At 55.2% G+C, this 15,488-nt stretch carries 13 protein-coding genes; 1 reads left to right on the forward strand and 12 read right to left on the reverse strand.

Going from position 1 to position 15,488, the window contains the following annotated elements:
• Positions 1-2 precede the first annotated feature (2 nt).
• The 5 genes from H7U36_RS03215 to pdxA all read right to left on the reverse strand — a co-directional run bounded on the left by H7U36_RS03215 (position 3) and on the right by pdxA (position 4,891).
• A complete protein-coding gene (locus tag H7U36_RS03215) occupies positions 3-764 on the reverse strand; it encodes a DeoR/GlpR family DNA-binding transcription regulator (RefSeq protein WP_033124665.1) in 762 nt (253 codons plus the stop codon).
• A gap of 32 nt (positions 765-796) precedes the next feature.
• The gene (locus H7U36_RS03220; RefSeq protein ID WP_033124664.1) at positions 797-1,300 is read right to left on the reverse strand and encodes a YcxB family protein; all 504 of its coding nucleotides are present in this window, start codon (positions 1,298-1,300) and stop codon (positions 797-799) included.
• A 136-nt stretch (positions 1,301-1,436) separates the two neighbouring features.
• The gene (locus H7U36_RS03225) at positions 1,437-2,486 is read right to left on the reverse strand and encodes a 2-keto-3-deoxygluconate permease (RefSeq protein ID WP_033124663.1); all 1,050 of its coding nucleotides are present in this window, start codon (positions 2,484-2,486) and stop codon (positions 1,437-1,439) included.
• Between the two features lie 42 nt (positions 2,487-2,528).
• Positions 2,529-3,872 (reverse strand): four-carbon acid sugar kinase family protein, encoded by a 1,344-nt coding sequence (locus H7U36_RS03230; RefSeq protein WP_033124662.1) that lies wholly within the window; start codon positions 3,870-3,872, stop codon positions 2,529-2,531.
• Positions 3,872-4,891, reverse strand: a complete 1,020-nt coding sequence (pdxA, locus tag H7U36_RS03235) for a 4-hydroxythreonine-4-phosphate dehydrogenase PdxA (RefSeq protein ID WP_033124661.1) — start codon at positions 4,889-4,891, stop codon at positions 3,872-3,874. The genes H7U36_RS03230 and pdxA overlap by 1 nt, the downstream gene beginning before the upstream one ends.
• 329 nt (positions 4,892-5,220) lie before the next feature.
• On the opposite strand from pdxA, the gene tpiA reads away from it, so the two are divergent.
• On the forward strand, positions 5,221-6,012 hold the full coding sequence (tpiA, locus tag H7U36_RS03240) for a triose-phosphate isomerase (protein ID WP_033124660.1): 792 nt from the start codon (positions 5,221-5,223) through the stop codon (positions 6,010-6,012).
• A 144-nt stretch (positions 6,013-6,156) separates the two neighbouring features.
• Here tpiA and H7U36_RS03245 read toward each other — a convergent pair whose 3' ends face one another.
• The 7 genes from H7U36_RS03245 to H7U36_RS03275 all read right to left on the reverse strand — a co-directional run bounded on the left by H7U36_RS03245 (position 6,157) and on the right by H7U36_RS03275 (position 15,210).
• Entirely contained in the window at positions 6,157-7,683 is a 1,527-nt protein-coding gene (locus H7U36_RS03245; RefSeq protein ID WP_033124659.1) for an AAA family ATPase, read from the reverse strand.
• Complete coding sequence (locus H7U36_RS03250; protein ID WP_052083823.1) at positions 7,674-9,035, reverse strand: vWA domain-containing protein; 1,362 nt, start codon at positions 9,033-9,035, stop codon at positions 7,674-7,676. Before H7U36_RS03250 ends, H7U36_RS03245 begins: the two co-directional genes overlap by 10 nt.
• On the reverse strand, positions 9,032-9,952 hold the full coding sequence (locus H7U36_RS03255) for a leucine-rich repeat domain-containing protein (RefSeq protein ID WP_052083821.1): 921 nt from the start codon (positions 9,950-9,952) through the stop codon (positions 9,032-9,034). Before H7U36_RS03255 ends, H7U36_RS03250 begins: the two co-directional genes overlap by 4 nt.
• Positions 9,949-10,380, reverse strand: coding sequence for a DUF3783 domain-containing protein (locus tag H7U36_RS03260; protein WP_033124658.1), 432 nt, complete (start codon positions 10,378-10,380; stop codon positions 9,949-9,951). Before H7U36_RS03260 ends, H7U36_RS03255 begins: the two co-directional genes overlap by 4 nt.
• A 508-nt stretch (positions 10,381-10,888) precedes the next feature.
• Positions 10,889-11,881 (reverse strand): Rpn family recombination-promoting nuclease/putative transposase, encoded by a 993-nt coding sequence (locus H7U36_RS03265; RefSeq protein WP_171031553.1) that lies wholly within the window; start codon positions 11,879-11,881, stop codon positions 10,889-10,891.
• A 284-nt stretch (positions 11,882-12,165) separates the two neighbouring features.
• Complete coding sequence (locus H7U36_RS03270; RefSeq protein WP_033124656.1) at positions 12,166-12,993, reverse strand: PRD domain-containing protein; 828 nt, start codon at positions 12,991-12,993, stop codon at positions 12,166-12,168.
• A gap of 30 nt (positions 12,994-13,023) precedes the next feature.
• A complete protein-coding gene (locus tag H7U36_RS03275; RefSeq protein ID WP_138304048.1) occupies positions 13,024-15,210 on the reverse strand; it encodes a PTS sugar transporter subunit IIABC in 2,187 nt (728 codons plus the stop codon).
• Positions 15,211-15,488: the final 278 nt, after the last annotated feature.

Raw genomic sequence — 15,488 nt, forward strand, 5'->3', positions numbered from 1 at the left:
AACTACGCGATCACGAGAGGCACCTTCATCTCTCTGGCGATAGCAATATTTTCTTTTGAGACCTCCCTGTCCGTGATGATCGTGTCCACACGGTCAATGGGGCAGATGACGGACAGATAACCGCCGCCGAACTTGCTGCTGTCGGCCAGCACGTAGACCTCCCTGGAGGCCTTCAGTATAGCCCGCTTCACCTGCATCTGGGGTGTGGCGATGGAGGTGAGTCCCGCCTCAAAATTAATGCCGTGGACGCCGATAAAGCCCTTGTCCACGTGGAAGTGCTCCATGTTCTCCACAGCCGACTCTCCCATGCTGGCCGCCAGATGGCCGCCCACATAGCCGCCGATCATGTACAGCTCCACATGGTCGATGCCCGCCAGCTCATTCCCCACGAGGAGGGAGTTGGTGACCACAGCCACTCTTTTCTCCGGATGGCTCTTGATGTGCAGGGCCAGGTAAAAGCTGCTGGACGCATCGTCTATGATGATGGTATCCCTGTCCTCAATGTACTCATAGGCCCGGGCCGCGATGGCCTTTTTCCGGTCCACATGCCGGTAAATGGTCTCAGCCCTGTACTTCCGGGCCATGTTCTGCTCCAGGCTGACCGCGCCGCCGTGGGTGCGCTTCAGCAATCCCTCCGCGCTCATGCTCTTGATGTCGTTGCGGATGGTCACCTCCGAGCATCCGAGCTCACGGCTCAAGTCCGCCACCCGGACCTTCCCCTTTTCTTCCAGTTCTCTCAGTATTGCCTGCCTGCGCTCTTCCATAGCGACTCCCCCTGTATCTCAAAAATATTCTGCTACTGAGTCAGCCTTACATTGTTCAGCCCAATGTGCTGCACCACCATCTGCATAACCGGCACGAACCTGTCTCCAAAGGCCTCCTTCGGGATGATAAAGGCCAGGTCCTTTCCGTAGTAGATGCCGATGGTCTTGGGAGTTGTCACCGTGCGCTGGATCTTACTCCAGTCATACGTTTTCTCCTCCCCGTTCTGTGCCACACAGATTCCCTCATCGGAAAAGGTGTATTCCCTGGGGTCTCTGTACTCCGGATTGACCTCCATCTGTTTCTTTGCCCTGTGCCTTAGCAGCAGCGGCGTATAGCCCAGTACCACGACACCGGCGATCACATAGAGGACAAACTGCCCAAACTGGATCTTTCCAATGAACTGCATGACGGCTCCCAGCACGATCACGCACATTCCCAGCATATTCACAAGGAAGCCGGATGCCTTTGAAAATGTATGATATAAAAGGAAGTCAAACAACTGCTCCTTTGTAAGCTGCACCTTCAGTTTTTCCATATGTAAAGTACCTCTCTCCTGATTTTAAAAAGTCCTCTTAATATGCACAACCCTATTGTAACATATAAGAGGACTTTTTTCACTTTTTTGTAATGAATTATGTTCGATTTTTTTCGTTTATTTTTGTTTCGGTTTCTTATTCTGCTACCGGAGCCGGTACGCTTGAGTCAACCTTGTAGCGTGCCCAGCCCTCCGGTGAGTAGATGCCAAGCTGTTTCTTCTGCATCAGTTTGTCGAAGAATGCTGTGATGAACGGGCAGAGGAACAGGGTAACAACGGATGCTGTCGCGCACTGTGCTGTAGCCATATCTACGTACTGAGCCATAGCCGGGTCTGCCTCGCCTACTGCCGCAGGTGTCATGGCAGAGTTCAGAGCGGTCGTACCGATGGCAGCGCCCATGGCGTTTCTCTCCTTCTTCGGAAGAAGAATGTTGTTTGTGAAGAAGAAGATCACTGCTGTAGCAGCGGATACCAGACCGAGAACGATGCCGGCAGCGCCTGCTGTGATGATGGTGTTGACATCTGTCTTTGCTCCGATGGAGATCGTCATGAAGAAGGTGACGATCGGCTGAGCTGTCGCGCATGCCTTTCTGAAGCCTGCGTCTAAGTTACCCCAGATGAAGCCGATGAGCAGCGGAACAAGTACTGCGATCAGAGAGTCGATCGGGATAGACGCCAGTCCTGTAGCTCCCAGAGCGATCAGTGTGAAGAACGGTCCGTCGTTCAGGGACAGGATGGAGATAGCTCCTGTGTCTGTCGCGTTACCAAACTGAGCGGACAGGGAAATGTACAGGGATCCGTTTGAGTTCGTGATGGTCGCGATCCATACGAAGGGAGCGATGCCAAGGAACCCTTCCGGTCCGCAGATGGCGCTTACCAGCATACCGATGATCACGCCAAGAAGGAACTTGGTGGCTGTCAGCGTCACGCCCTTGTAGAGAGGCATACCAACCTGCTTAATGTTGATGGCGGATCCGCATACGATCAGGAAAAATCCCATCATACAGGAGTTGCCATCGTAGAACAGGGCTGTCACATAGCCGCCCACCTGATAAACCTGGGGGCAGAACGTGGCAAGCAGCACCGCGATTACCAGGGGGATGATGACAAGTCCGCCCGGCAGCTTTTTCATTTTGTTCAAAAGATCCAGATCTTTTGGTTTCTTTACTTCTGTGTTTTCACTCATTTTTGCACTTCCTCCAAACCTTACTTCATACTTTGTGGTTTCCTACTTTCTTGCAGCCTCCCGGAACAGACGATCCACGATATCGCATGCTGTGTGGTCGTTTCCGGTGAGTCCGCCCTTGCCCACGATCGGAAGCCCGTCATAGCTTCCCACAAGCCTGCCAATGTCTGTCTGGGCAATTACATAATCCATTACTTCTATGCACTCTACACCAAGCTGGTAGCACACATTGACCATGGTGTCACCACCCGTTGTATAAAGTCCCGCAATCTTATCTCTTCCGCAGATCTCAAGGAGCTGGGAAATGATCGTTCCAAGTCCGGCATTGATCCTGTTGGCGCTCATGCCGCCCGCATAATGCCGCTTGTTGTCCTCCTCATCCAGGTTGAGAAGCTCCCCGTGGAGGGCTGTCTCAAAGAGGATGGCTCTGGGCTGGTTGTCGGATTTCAGCAGATCCTCCGCGATATGTACGGCCCGGAACACCTCGTCCAGAGCTGTGTCCCCGCCCTCGATGAGCTTGATGGGATCCACGCTGATGCGCACATGTCTGGGATCCTGGCAGAGCACCTCCATCTGCTTCTTCGTGACAGGTGTGGCGCTTCCGGCCGCTATGAGGACCGTCTTGCCGGTCTCATCCGCCTCAGGCGGAATGTTCGGCTCCTCTTCTTTAATCAGATTTCTGTAGTAAGCCAGCTTGGCTGTGAAGGGACCCGGATCCACCGCGATCACATTCCACTTCAGCTCAATACATGCCTTGGCGATCTCCTCCACGTCCTCAATGGTGATACCGTCCACGACAATGACCTCGCCGCCTGCTTCCCTGGCCTCCTTCAGGGCGTCCCGGATAGCCTCCTCACCCTGGAGCACCTTGTCCAAAGTGACAAGCTCAACCTGTCTCCTCGTCTGTCCCTCCAGAAGTCTTGGAATATAGTTTTCTTTCACAGGCGTCCGCACATCCTGGGCCACCGGTGTGTTGATCAGGGCCACGCCGTCGATGACAGAGTAGCCGCCCACAAGGATACGTCTGGACTGGGGCATGGCCGGCACTACGACCGCCACGCAGTCATCTCCCACCTGGTCCATCATGGCGTCGATCTCCACGCCCACGCCGCCTCTCAGGGTGGTGTCGATCCTCTTGGAAAAATATTTCACGCCCATGCGCTTCAGGGCGTCTGTCGCCGATTTTACCTTTGCATATGCCTCGTTCGCCGGAAGAGGACGGCTGTTGCTGCTGATGAGGATGGCGTCCAGCTCATCCACTCCCTCTCCCTTTAAAGCTGCTTCTTCATTAAAAAATACTGCTGTCCTTGCTTTTGACCTTGCAAGAAGTACACCCGTCGTTGTCGCGCCTGTCAGGTCGTCCGCCACTGCTCCGATTAATGGCATTACCTTTCTCCCCTTTCATGCTGCTTCGCCGCATACTCAGCGACTACCTTTGTTGACTCGATCATGCTCACACAGCCCGCAATTCCCTTTCCGGCAATATCAAACGCTGTTCCGTGATCCACGGAGCTTCTGATGAAGGGAAGTCCAAAGGTCAGTGTAACGGATTTCTCAAAATCCAGTGTCTTGCAGGCGATGTGTCCCTGGTCATGATAGAGGGACAGGATCGCGTCGTACTTGCCGGATTTTCCAATATGGAATACCGAGTCTGCCGGGCAGGGTCCCACGCAGTTGATGCCTCTCTCCTTTGCGGCCTCAACAGCCGGTCCGATATCTGTGATCTCCTCTGTCCCGAAAAGTCCGTGGTCTCCGTTGTGGGGGTTCAGTCCCGCAACCGCGATCAGCGGGTTCTCGATGCCCACCTTTCTCAGCTCCTTGTCAATGTTGATCACATCCTCGAGGATCACGTCCTTTGTGGCATAGTGACACGCGTCAACAAGTGACATATGGCGGCTCACGAAGAAGACACGAAGCTTATGGCAGGAGAACATGGTCAGCGCGTAGGGTGAGTTGGTGGCATGCTGATAGATCTCCGTATGTCCCGGCTCCTTTACGCCCACCAGCTTGATGGCTCCCTTGTGGATAGGCGCTGTGGACACAGCATCAATCTTCTTTGCCATTCCAAGCTCAATGGATTTCATGATCCAGTCTACAGCCATCTGTCCGGCCAGCTTCTGCTCCTTCCCCCACTCGATAGAGTCTGTATCGTAATCCCCTGTCTCCAGGATATCTACTGTTCCAAATTCATACTTTGCCTCAGAAGGATCGCTGATCTTATTGTACTTCAGCTCTTTGCCGAGAACCTTTGCGGCTCTCTCCATGATTGCCTCACTTCCGATCACAAAGGGGCGGCAGCACTCATGTATTTCCTTGTCCAGCATAGTGCCGACAACGATCTCCGGTCCAATGCCTGCCGGATCCCCCATAGTGATTGCTGTTACAGGTCTGAATTTTTCGCTCATTTTTCTCTTCCTTTCGTTTTGTTTTCGATTTCCTTTCTTTTTATGCTCTTATTCTATTACTTCCTTTTTCCTTTTTCAACTCCTTTTTGTAATTTCAGTACATTTATATATTTTTTATTTGTGTTTTTTGTGCATATCTTATACGATTTTCTGTCCGTTTTTTCGTTTTCTTTCGTTTTTTCGTTTTGTTATTTTTTTGACGTTTTTCCGAAAGATATATATTGCTCTTTTTCCGCATTTCATATATAATAAATCCAGGTACAAAATAAGCCCTCAGGGGCCGATTTTTTTGCGGGAACAAGAAAAATCAAGGGAAAGGATGTAGAATAATGAAGAAGAAACTGTATTTCGGAAGCAATCTCAAGATGTACAAAAACATCCAGGACACTGTAAAATATCTGCAGGACCTGGTTGCCCTGACAAAGGATATCAGCCGGGAGGAGATGGAGCTCTTCATCATCCCCTCCTACACTACTCTGGAGAGCGCCGCAAAGAACGTGGACCGCTCCTATGTCAAGCTGGGCGCCCAGAATATGTGCTGGGAGGACGAGGGTCAGTTCACAGGAGAGATCTCCCCGCTGATGCTGGAGGAGCTGGGGCTTGACCTTGTCATGATCGGCCACTCCGAGAGGCGCCACGTCTTCGGCGAGACGGACGCGGAGGAGAACCTGAAGGTAAAGGCTGCCCTGAAGCACGGATTTACCACACTGCTTTGCATCGGCGAGACAGCCGAGGAGAAGAACTTCGGCATCAGCCCGGAGGTGCTGCGCACCCAGCTGAAGGTGGGCTTCCACGATGTGCCGGTATCAGATGTTCCAAACATCTGGGTCGCCTATGAGCCCGTCTGGTCCATCGGCGTCAACGGCACCCCCGCTTCACCGGACTATGCGGAGGAGATGCACAAGGTCATCAAAGCCTGCCTCCTGGAGATCTTCGGCGACGCGGGCGCGGACATCCCGGTTCTCTACGGCGGCAGCGTGAACCCGGGTAACGCCAACGAGCTCATCGTGCAGCCCTCCATCGACGGCCTCTTCACCGGCCGGGCAGCCTGGCAGGCGGACAAGTTCGACAAGCTGATCCGGGACGCCATGAAGACGTACAGGGAGAAATACGGGGAGTAGGCGGAACTGTGTTCCGGCCCTGCCTCTTCTTACAGAAAGCATCTCAGAATATAAGAAAGCCATCTCGCGGGCACCTTTCCTGCCCGGAGATGGCTTTTATTTACCTGTCTCACCCTGCATCTGCACAGACGTATTCTATCTCTGTCATCCGATATCCGACGCCCCCTGCTCCCTCATGCGGTCCTCCGCCTCATCCATGGCCGCCAGAAGCTTCTCCCGCTGCTCGTCCACAAGGAGCCTCTTGTTGTACTTGTAGTACATGTCACAGTCGTTCTCCTTCAGGTACTGGACGCTGTAGTAGTTGGTGTTCAGCTCTGTCACAAAGGAGACCATCTCCTGGCTGTCCCCGAAGGCCGCCTCCATGAAGTAAAAGGCATTGTCCAAAGCCTTTCCGGTCCTCTCCAGGAGCTCCTCCCGCTTCCTGGTCTCCTTCTCGAACTCGGCCCGCACTCTCTCAAAGGCCTCCTCCGCCTGCTGAGGAGCCGTCAGGTTCTCCTCCTTCAGGAGCTGCTGATACCTCTCCAGCGTGTCGTTCACCTGCCGCAGCATGTGATCCGCCTCCTTTGTGAGCTGCCCGGACCGCCGCAGCCTTTCGTATTGCTCCCCGGCGGCCGCGGCCGTCTCCTCCAGACTGCCGCAGGCCTTGTAGCCCTTCAGACATGCAAAGAGCTTTGTCACGTACCGGTCGGCCAGATAGCTGTCCCGGAAGAGCTCCGAGAGCTTTCCAAGGAGCATCCCCACCACGCTGAGCCGCTCGTCAAAGGAGGCGAACTTCAGCTTTTCCAGTGTATCTTCACTGTACCTGCCCTCCAGGAGCTTCTCCAGCCCGTAGTCCTTTTTATATTTTGCAAACAGCTCCAGGTAACCCGCGAAATCCTTGGCGATCTTCCAGTGCTGAATGTACTGGTGCACCACCTCCCGGTCCACCTTCTTTCCCACAGCCTCGCAGGCCTTCAGGAACTCCGACAGGTCCTCCCAGCCCCTGGCGGTGGCGAACATGCGGCCGTCCACCGTGGTCTCCATCCTGTAAAAATACTCTCTTTTCAGCTCCAGGTAGGACAGAATGGCCGGGTGGATGCCTGCCTGCCAGGCGTACTCCCGCCAGACGCCGTAGTTCTCCTCCACGTCGATGCGGCGGATCCGGTCCAGAGTCACCACGTCAAACTCCCGAACCGACTTATTGTACTCCGGCGGGTTCCCGGCTGCCACGATGATCCACCCCTCCGGCACCCTCTGGTTGCCGAACATCTTGCACTGGAGGAACTGGAGCATGGTGGGGGCCAGCGTCTCGGAGACGCAGTTGATCTCGTCGATAAAGAGGATCCCCTCCCCAAGTCCCGTCTCCTCCATCTTGTCGTAGACGGAGGCGATGATTTCGCTCATAGTGTACTCTGTGACAGAGAAGGTCTTCCCGCCGTACACCTTCTCCCGGATGAAGGGGAGGCCTATGGCGCTCTGCCGGGTGTGGTGGGTGATGGTGTAGGACACCAGACCGATCCCGCACTCCCTGGCGATCTGCTCCATGATCTGAGTCTTGCCGATGCCCGGTGGACCCATGAGAAGGATGGGCCTCTGGCGGACGGCAGGGATCATGTACTCCCCGTAGGCGTCCTTTTCCAGATAGGCCTCTATGGAGTCCTTGATTTCCTGTTTGGCTCGTTTTATATCCATGCTGTATCTCCTTTTTCCTCCGGTTCTCTCCCGGACATATTCTCAATCTCCTCTTTCTCCAGCACCAGCTTGATGGCCCAGGGCGGCACCTCCCTGTCCTCATAGTCCTCCTCCAGGAAGACAAAGGCTGTCTCGTAGGGCGGCATCTTTGACGGGTAACCCCCCTGCCCGTCAGTGAAATAGATGAGCCCCTTCAGCTGATGGAACTCCTTTTTCTCAAGGAGTCCGTTCACGTAGTCGAAGGCGGGCCGGAAGTCGGTTCCTCCCTCGCCCCGCAGCTCCAGCTCATCCATGTACTCCTTCAGCTCTTCCCGGCTGGTGATCTTCCGGTCCGACTGGACCTGGTCGTCGCACTGGATGATGTGGATATTCACCCTGTGAAAATAGCTGTCCTGTTCGCTTAAGACCCCGTAGGTCTCCTCCAGGAATTTTTTCACCAGCTCCCCGGAGCAGGACATGGAGGTGTCGACCACAATGACAAACTCTTCGATCTTCTTCGTCTCCTTCCACTCCTGAGGCTCGATGAGAGGCATATTCCCATAGAGGGACAGGCCGTAGCTGTAGAACACGTAGTCAAAGGAGTCCTGGTCCACAGACACCTCCTCCTTCAGAACCGCGAATTTCTTAAGGAACTCCCGGTAGTTGTAACGCTCTCTGTTCTCCACCTTCACCTGGCCCAGAAGATCCCCCGCCGCCGATGCCGCCTCCTTTGAGAAGGTCTCCAGCTCTGTCTGTGTCCTCTCGCTCTGGTTCTGCCACCGGTTCTCGATCTCCTGCTTTCTCTCCCGGTCGTCATCCGCAGGCCAGTACTTGTGGCTGTCCGTGAAAAACTCCCGCTCCAGCTCCCCCAGCTTTCGCTCCGGCAGATCCCATCTCTCCAGGCAGCCGTAGATCTTCTCCGCCGTCAGCACCTTCATCTCTTCTCTCAGCTTCCGGTAGGTCTCCTGCCGCAGCCAGGATTTCCCCCGCCTCACGGTCCGTATATACATACTGTCCGTGATGGACTCAGCCGCTATATCGCAGGCCAGATCCCAGAGCCGCCGGTCCCGCCCCTCTCTCCGGATAAGATGGCGGAACAGGCAGTGGAGCACCATGTGCAGGTACAGCCGGCACATGTCCACCTGGCTCTCCCGGTAGATGCCTCCTATCCGCCCCGGATGATAGTAGATAGCAAAGCCGTCTGTGGCCGCCGGCTCCGCCGTCAGATCCATCACATAGGAAAAGCCGGAGAGAGCCACATCCAGGAACCGCATGCTCAGATACAGCTCGTTTCTTACAAGGATCAGTATATCCCTGCCGATACCGGCAAGCTGTTCACCTGCAGTCTGCTGTTTTTCCCTCTGGTCTGTCATAGCTCAAACACCTTTTTCTTCCCCGGAAACAGCCGTCTTCTCTCATCCATGAGAAAGCCCAGCATCTCCGCCTCCTTTTTCTTTGCAGCCGCGTCAACGGCCGCCTCCAGCGCCTCCCGGTCCCAATAGCCGGCCTCCCCGAAAAATCGAAGCATGTGCAGATCCCCCTGTTCCACGTAGACTTTGCCTGCGCAGGACATGTGGTCTCTCAGATAGGCCTCGTATCTCTTCCTGGCCTCCTCCGCCAGCCTGTAGGGCCAGCACAGCCTCAGAGCCGCCAGCTGCAGGGCGTCCTCCCGGCTCTCCTCGGCCACGGCTCTGGGAAAGAGCCGGTCGTACTCCGCGAAATTCAGCTCCCGGTCATAAAAGCACTGGCGATAGTCCCCGCCGGATCCGTGGTAGTGAGTCTCCACGATCCGGGCCGGAGTGTTCTCCACCGCCTCCTCGTAGTGCTCGGGGAAGAGGAGCCTGGCCTCCTCCTCCCTTCCGTCCGCCCGGTGATAGACAAGGGTCACACAGAGGGCGTACCGCAGCTCATCCACAAGGAATTTCAGGGAGGACTTCTCTCCCCTGTAGTGGTCAATGCGTATCTTACGCAGGGCGCAGCCATTGAAGGCCCCCGATCCCACGTCCATCAGAGCGTCCGAGAAGGACAGGCTGCGCAGCCCAAAGCACCTGTAAAAGCTGTAGTTTCCAATTTTCTCCATATGGGGCGGCAGCTCGATCCGCACAGCCCTGGTCCTGGCAAAGGCGTAGGGAGCCGCCCACCGGACCGGCTCCCCCTCTATCTCATCTGGTATGCGGACCTCCTCTGTGTCCGCCGCCTGCTCCAGCAGGATTCCCTCCGGCTCCCGCCTGTAGCGGGCTCCCTCCAGAGTGAACGCTCCTGCCTCTTCCTTTCTGTTTATCTCCATCATTGTTCGCTCTTCTGCTCGTTCTGGCCTTTCTGTTCTCTCTGCTCCCGGATCTGCTTCTGGACCGCCTCGTGCTCCCGCACCAGCTCATCGTGAAGCTCCACGGAGCTCCAGTTCATGTTAGTGGGAGTCAGGGCCGCCTTCAGTGCAATCTGGATCCCCTCCTTGCGGAAGTAGGCCAGCATCTGGTTCATCTGGGCGTCCGTGAGATTGCAGATGACCAGCATCTCCTCCTCAAAGCCCTCTCCCTCATAGACCTCCTCCGTCCGCTCTATCCGGGTCACGCCGGACAGGGCGCCGATGGGCTGCAGGTAATCCTCCTTCGCCACGCTGCGGATCTTGATGCCCATGAGCACGAAGATAAATTTTACTTTATCGGTTCTCGCTTTATCTGTAAAATTGTACAACAATACACTTCCTCTTGCTGCCATGCTCTTTTGTCTCTCCTTTCAAGCAATACCTCGGGATACACTCTATATCATGTGTGCTCCCTCTTAACAGTATAGCAGATGTGGTAGTGTATGGCCAGTGTTGTTTTAGTCAGACATTCTGTCAGACATTTCTCCAGAAAATTATGTGAATTCCATTGTCCCTTTTTCAATTTATGTTATACTCTCTTTTACGGAGCAGACGTGTTGCAGGGTGGCTGGCCTCTATCTCTACTACATAGGATGGAGGTGATGCAGATGGATAAGAAACCGTTTGATTTTAAAGATCTGATGGCTTTTGGAATGTTCATTCTGGCATTACTGACATTCGTTTTTACGTTTATCAGATAATGTCCTAAGCGCAGAAGAACCACCCCGTAAACTTTGGCGAGTGTAAAGGGTGGTCTTCTGTACTTCCTTATATAACCAGCCAGCCACCTTGGTGGACGGCTGCTCCTATTTCATTTTCACTATAGCATGTTCTCTGAAAATTTTCAACCTGCTACTATTCTCAAGCCCAGTACTTTTCCATGCACTCCCGGACCTTCTCCTGAGAAACCGTAAACTTTTCGCCCACCTTCTTCTCCGTCACTTCCCTTGTCTGGCCCAGCTCCCGGCAGGTCTCCACAAGCGCCCTTATGCCCGTCTGGAGCCCCTGCTCCATTCCGCTGTCAACGCCCGACTGGTACAGATCCTCCAATGCCTTGCACATGTTCACTGTCCCCTCCTTTCTGTCCTTTTCCTCTCTCATGCTTTCCATCACGCCTCCTGCATGCAGCATCTCTCTTACCGCGCGGTAGGTATCCGCGTCTACATTCTGAAAATACTCTCTGTGCCTGTCCACATACTTTTGAAGTTCTCCCATATCTCCCCTATATTTTAGCATACCGAAGACAAGCTGTAAATCGCTGGTAAACCTTTCAGGCTCCCGTATGTTTCCCACATCCACCAGATTGATGCGGTAATCCGGCACATAGCTTTCCAGCATTTTCCGCACCCGCTCCTCCTGTCCGCCGGGGAACATGCCGTAGAGATCTCTGCTTCCGTCCCACTCATCCTCCCCGCAGTAGAGCACAAGCGTGATAACAGGGCAGATTCTGTCCTCCCTTCGCAGGCCGGAGAGGAACTCCTCCCCGGTTATTTTCCCTGCTCCCTCTTTTCGTCTGTTGCTCTCGCCGATCCCGCGGATCTGCTCCGTGTAGGAGAGGCTGTCGTAGAGCATATTGCGGACAGGCATAGCGTAGTGGACGCTGGACTGGCTCTCACAGGCCAGCATGGCCAAATAAGGGCCCTTCTTCCACTGCATGACAATATCCCGGTACCTCTGCACCTGCCTCTCCTTCTTCTCCTGATCCGGCACCAGGATATCCGACTCTCCTCTTGCCTCCTCCAGATCCTCCGGCCGGACAACCTGCTCTCCGTCAAAGACCACTCCGTTGAACAGATCCGCAAATCTGCCCCTGTCCCTCATCCAGTGATTGACAGCCGTACTGCTCTTCCCCATAGGCGTACCTCCTCTTTCGTTTTTCCTTACATCAAATGGAACCTGCGGCAGATCCTGCCAGAAAATCCCGAAACATATCCGTCCTGCAGACAGTCGGATAAAAGTGACCAGGCAGACAAGAAAAAATCTGCCTGTTGTAAATGTAAAATGACTATACCACCTCCGGCTTCCGAAGTCAATATGTAAATTAAAAACCATGGATTTTAAACGGCAGCCCCCATACAGCCAAAAAACAGCCTGCGCCGGGACACGCTTCCCGGGCACAGGCTGTCAGCCTCTCATGTCTATTCGTCTTCCGTGTAAACTCTCTCAATGTGCATGGCCAGATAGCCGATCTCCGTGTCGGACAGAGTCTTTCCCAGATGCTTCCCAAGGTGGGCGCACACCGTCTCTGCAATCCGGTAGGAGCCGGGAAACTCCCTGCTGATATACTGGTTCATGTTCAGCTTCAGCTCCTCCCCGGTGACCGCCCGGGCCGCCATATACCTGATGTGGTTCATGAGCCGGTTGTAGGAGAGAGTCTGTACCGCGATCCTTTTCCCCGCGTCTTCCTCGATCATGGTGATGCACTCCCGCACAGCCGCAGCGATCTGCATGGCGCTTGACACCTTCTCCCCGGCGGTGGCCGCATGGACGTGGAGGGCCACGTAGCCGATCTCATCGTCCGGCACCTCCAGCCCTTCCTCCTCCATAAGGAGCCTGCGGACCAGGGAGGCCGCCTTGAACTCCTTGTAGAAGAGCACCTGGATATCCTGGGTCAGCAGATTGGCAATGACCTCGCCCCGCCGCATCCGGCTCACCGCAAAGGCAATGTGGTCCGCCATGGGAAACAGCACGCCCCGGTCCACGTGAGCGAACTCCTTCGCCGCCTCATTGAGGACAGCGTCCGCCATCTCCAGATATCTGGGATCGATCTCCTTGAAAAGGTCCTTTGCCTTTCCTCTCTCTGACACAGACTGCAGAGAATAGACCACGCTGTCCGGCGCGGGCTCGATCCTCTCGCTGACCTTTTTGCCAAAGCCGATCCCCTTCCCCATGATCAGATATTCCTGGCTGGCACCGTCCAGCACCAGCACAGCGTTGTGATTTAACGCTTTTATCACACGATACATACTCTCTTTCCTCTCCCGCGGAACATGTTCCTACTCGTAAATATCAATCGCAAACAGATCCTCGCCTGCCCGGATTTCCCCTTCCCCGAGGAGGCGGATCTTCTGGTTGTCCTCCAGGGCTGTGCAGAGGATGGGAGACACCAGGGAGGGGGCATGGCTCTTCACATAGTCGATGTCCACCCTCATGATGGGCTCTCCCTTTTTCACCTTTCCTTCCTCCTTCAGGATCTCAAAGCCCTCTCCGTTCAGCCCCACTGTGTCAATGCCGATGTGGAGGAGCATCTCAACGCCCTCCTCTGTCTGGAAGCCCACCGCATGCTTTGTGGGGAACACGAAGCAGATCTCGCCGTCCGCCGGGGCGCAGATGGTCGCTGACGTGGGCTCCACGACCGCTCCGTCCCCCATCATCCTTCCGGCAAATCCCTCGTCCGGCGCTGTGGACAGGTCCGCCGCGACGCCGTCCGCCGGGCTCCCGATGATGATGCTCTTTACAGGCTTTCTCTCTTTTTCCTCTTTGGCCGGCGCCGCTCCGGCGTCCGCTCTGTCCGCTCCAGCAGCGTTCTCCTGCCCCCTGCTCCCCGGCTGTGCCGGCTCCTTTTCAGCGGGCTGTACTTCCTCCTCCGGCGCCGTCTCCAGATAATCCTCCAGGTTGGACTTGATGACCGTCACCTTGGGGCCGTAAATGACCTGCACGCCGTTCCCCTTGTGAACCACGCCAGATGCCCCGGTGGACTTCAGAAGGGCGTCGTCCACAAGCTCTGCCCTGAACACGGTACAGCGCAGCCTTGTGGCGCAGCAGTCCACGTCGGAGATGTTTTTCTTTCCCCCAAGTCCCCGGCAGATCATGGCAGACACCTGATCCTCAGGCTCTGCGTCCCCGCCGCCCTGCCGGGCTTTTCTCTCGTTTACATCCTGGCGGGTGTAGAGCTTGACCTCCTCGCTGTCATCTCTTCCCGGCGTCTTGTAGTCGAATTTTTTGATCATAAATGAGAACACAAAGTAGTACACCACAAAGTAGCCGATACCCACAATGACGATCCAGATCCAGTTGGTCTTCTCATTTCCCTGGAGCACGCCAAAGAGGAACATGTCGATCAGGCCGCCGGAGAAGGTCATGCCCACGCCCACATTGAAAATGTGCATCAGCATGTAGGCCAGCCCGGCAAACACACAGTGTACCGTATACATCAGAGGCGCCACAAAGAGGAAGGTAAATTCCAGCGGCTCCGTGATGCCTGTGATCATGGATGTGAGGGCCGCTGAGAGGAGAAGACCGGCCACAGCCTTTTTCTTCTCCGGCTTTGCCGTCCTGTACATAGCCAGCGCGGCCCCCGGAAGCCCGAAGATCATGAGGGGGAATTTCCCGGACATGAAGCGCGTGGCGGACACGGCAAAATGCTCTGTGGACGGGTCAGCAAGCTGGGCGAAGAAGATATTCTGGGCTCCCTCCACCATCTGGCCTGCCACTTCCATGGTTCCGCCCACGCCTGTCTGCCAGAAGGGAAGATAAAACACGTGGTGAAGTCCAAAGGGGATCAGGGCTCTCTCCAGGAGGCCGTACACCCAGGTTCCCGCGTAGCCGGAGTTCAGCACAAGGTCGCCCACACTGTAGATGCCGGTCTGGATCACAGGCCATATGTAGAACATGGCAATGCCCACGCCGGTGTACACCAGGGCGCTGATGATGGGCACAAACCTTGTCCCACCGAAGAAGGACAGCACCTGGGGCAGCTCGATCTTGTAAAACCGATTGTGGAGAGCCGCCACCCCGAGGCCCACGATGATGCCGCCGAAGACGCCCATCTGCAGGGAGGTGATGCCAAGCACAGATGTGGTGGCGCCGTCCAGCATGTTCCCTGTTCCGCCGTAGATGTCGATCATGGCGCTGATGGAGGCGTGCATGATAAAGAAGGCGATCACCGCCGCCAGGGCTGCCACCTCCTTCTCCTTTTTCGCCATGCCGATGGCCACGCCCATGGCAAACACAAGGGGCAGGTTGTTGAACACCACATTGCCGGCAGCGCTCATGACCGTGAACACCGCGTTCAGGATCGTCCCCGATCCCATGATGCCTGTCAGGCCGTAGGCGCTGAGCATGGTCTCGTTGGTAAAGGATGAACCGATACCGAGCAGAAGTCCGGCCACAGGCAGGATTGCGATGGGAAGCATAAAGGATCTTCCCACTCTCTGAAGAACACCAAAAATTTTGTCTTTCATTTCTCTTTCTCCTTTTCTTTTGAGGAGATGTCTCTGTGTGTCCCTGCCCTGGCTTTCTGATGGAGCTCCGGTCTCCGGAGCTCCCGCGCCGGGCGCGGCCGCCCGGAGGCGGCTTCCTTGTACGCCCGTGCGCATCCTACGGTGGCTTTTTATTTTATGAGAGTCGCACGGACTCACATAAAATAAAAAGGCATTAACCCACATAAACACTCCTGTCATTTATGTATAGTTAATGCCTGCTTCCCAGTTACATACTATGCTTAAACTTTACCCTGTTT

The organism is Faecalicatena fissicatena (assembly GCF_016900595.1).
Classification (GTDB): Bacteria; Bacillota; Clostridia; order Lachnospirales; family Lachnospiraceae; genus Claveliimonas; species Claveliimonas intestinigallinarum.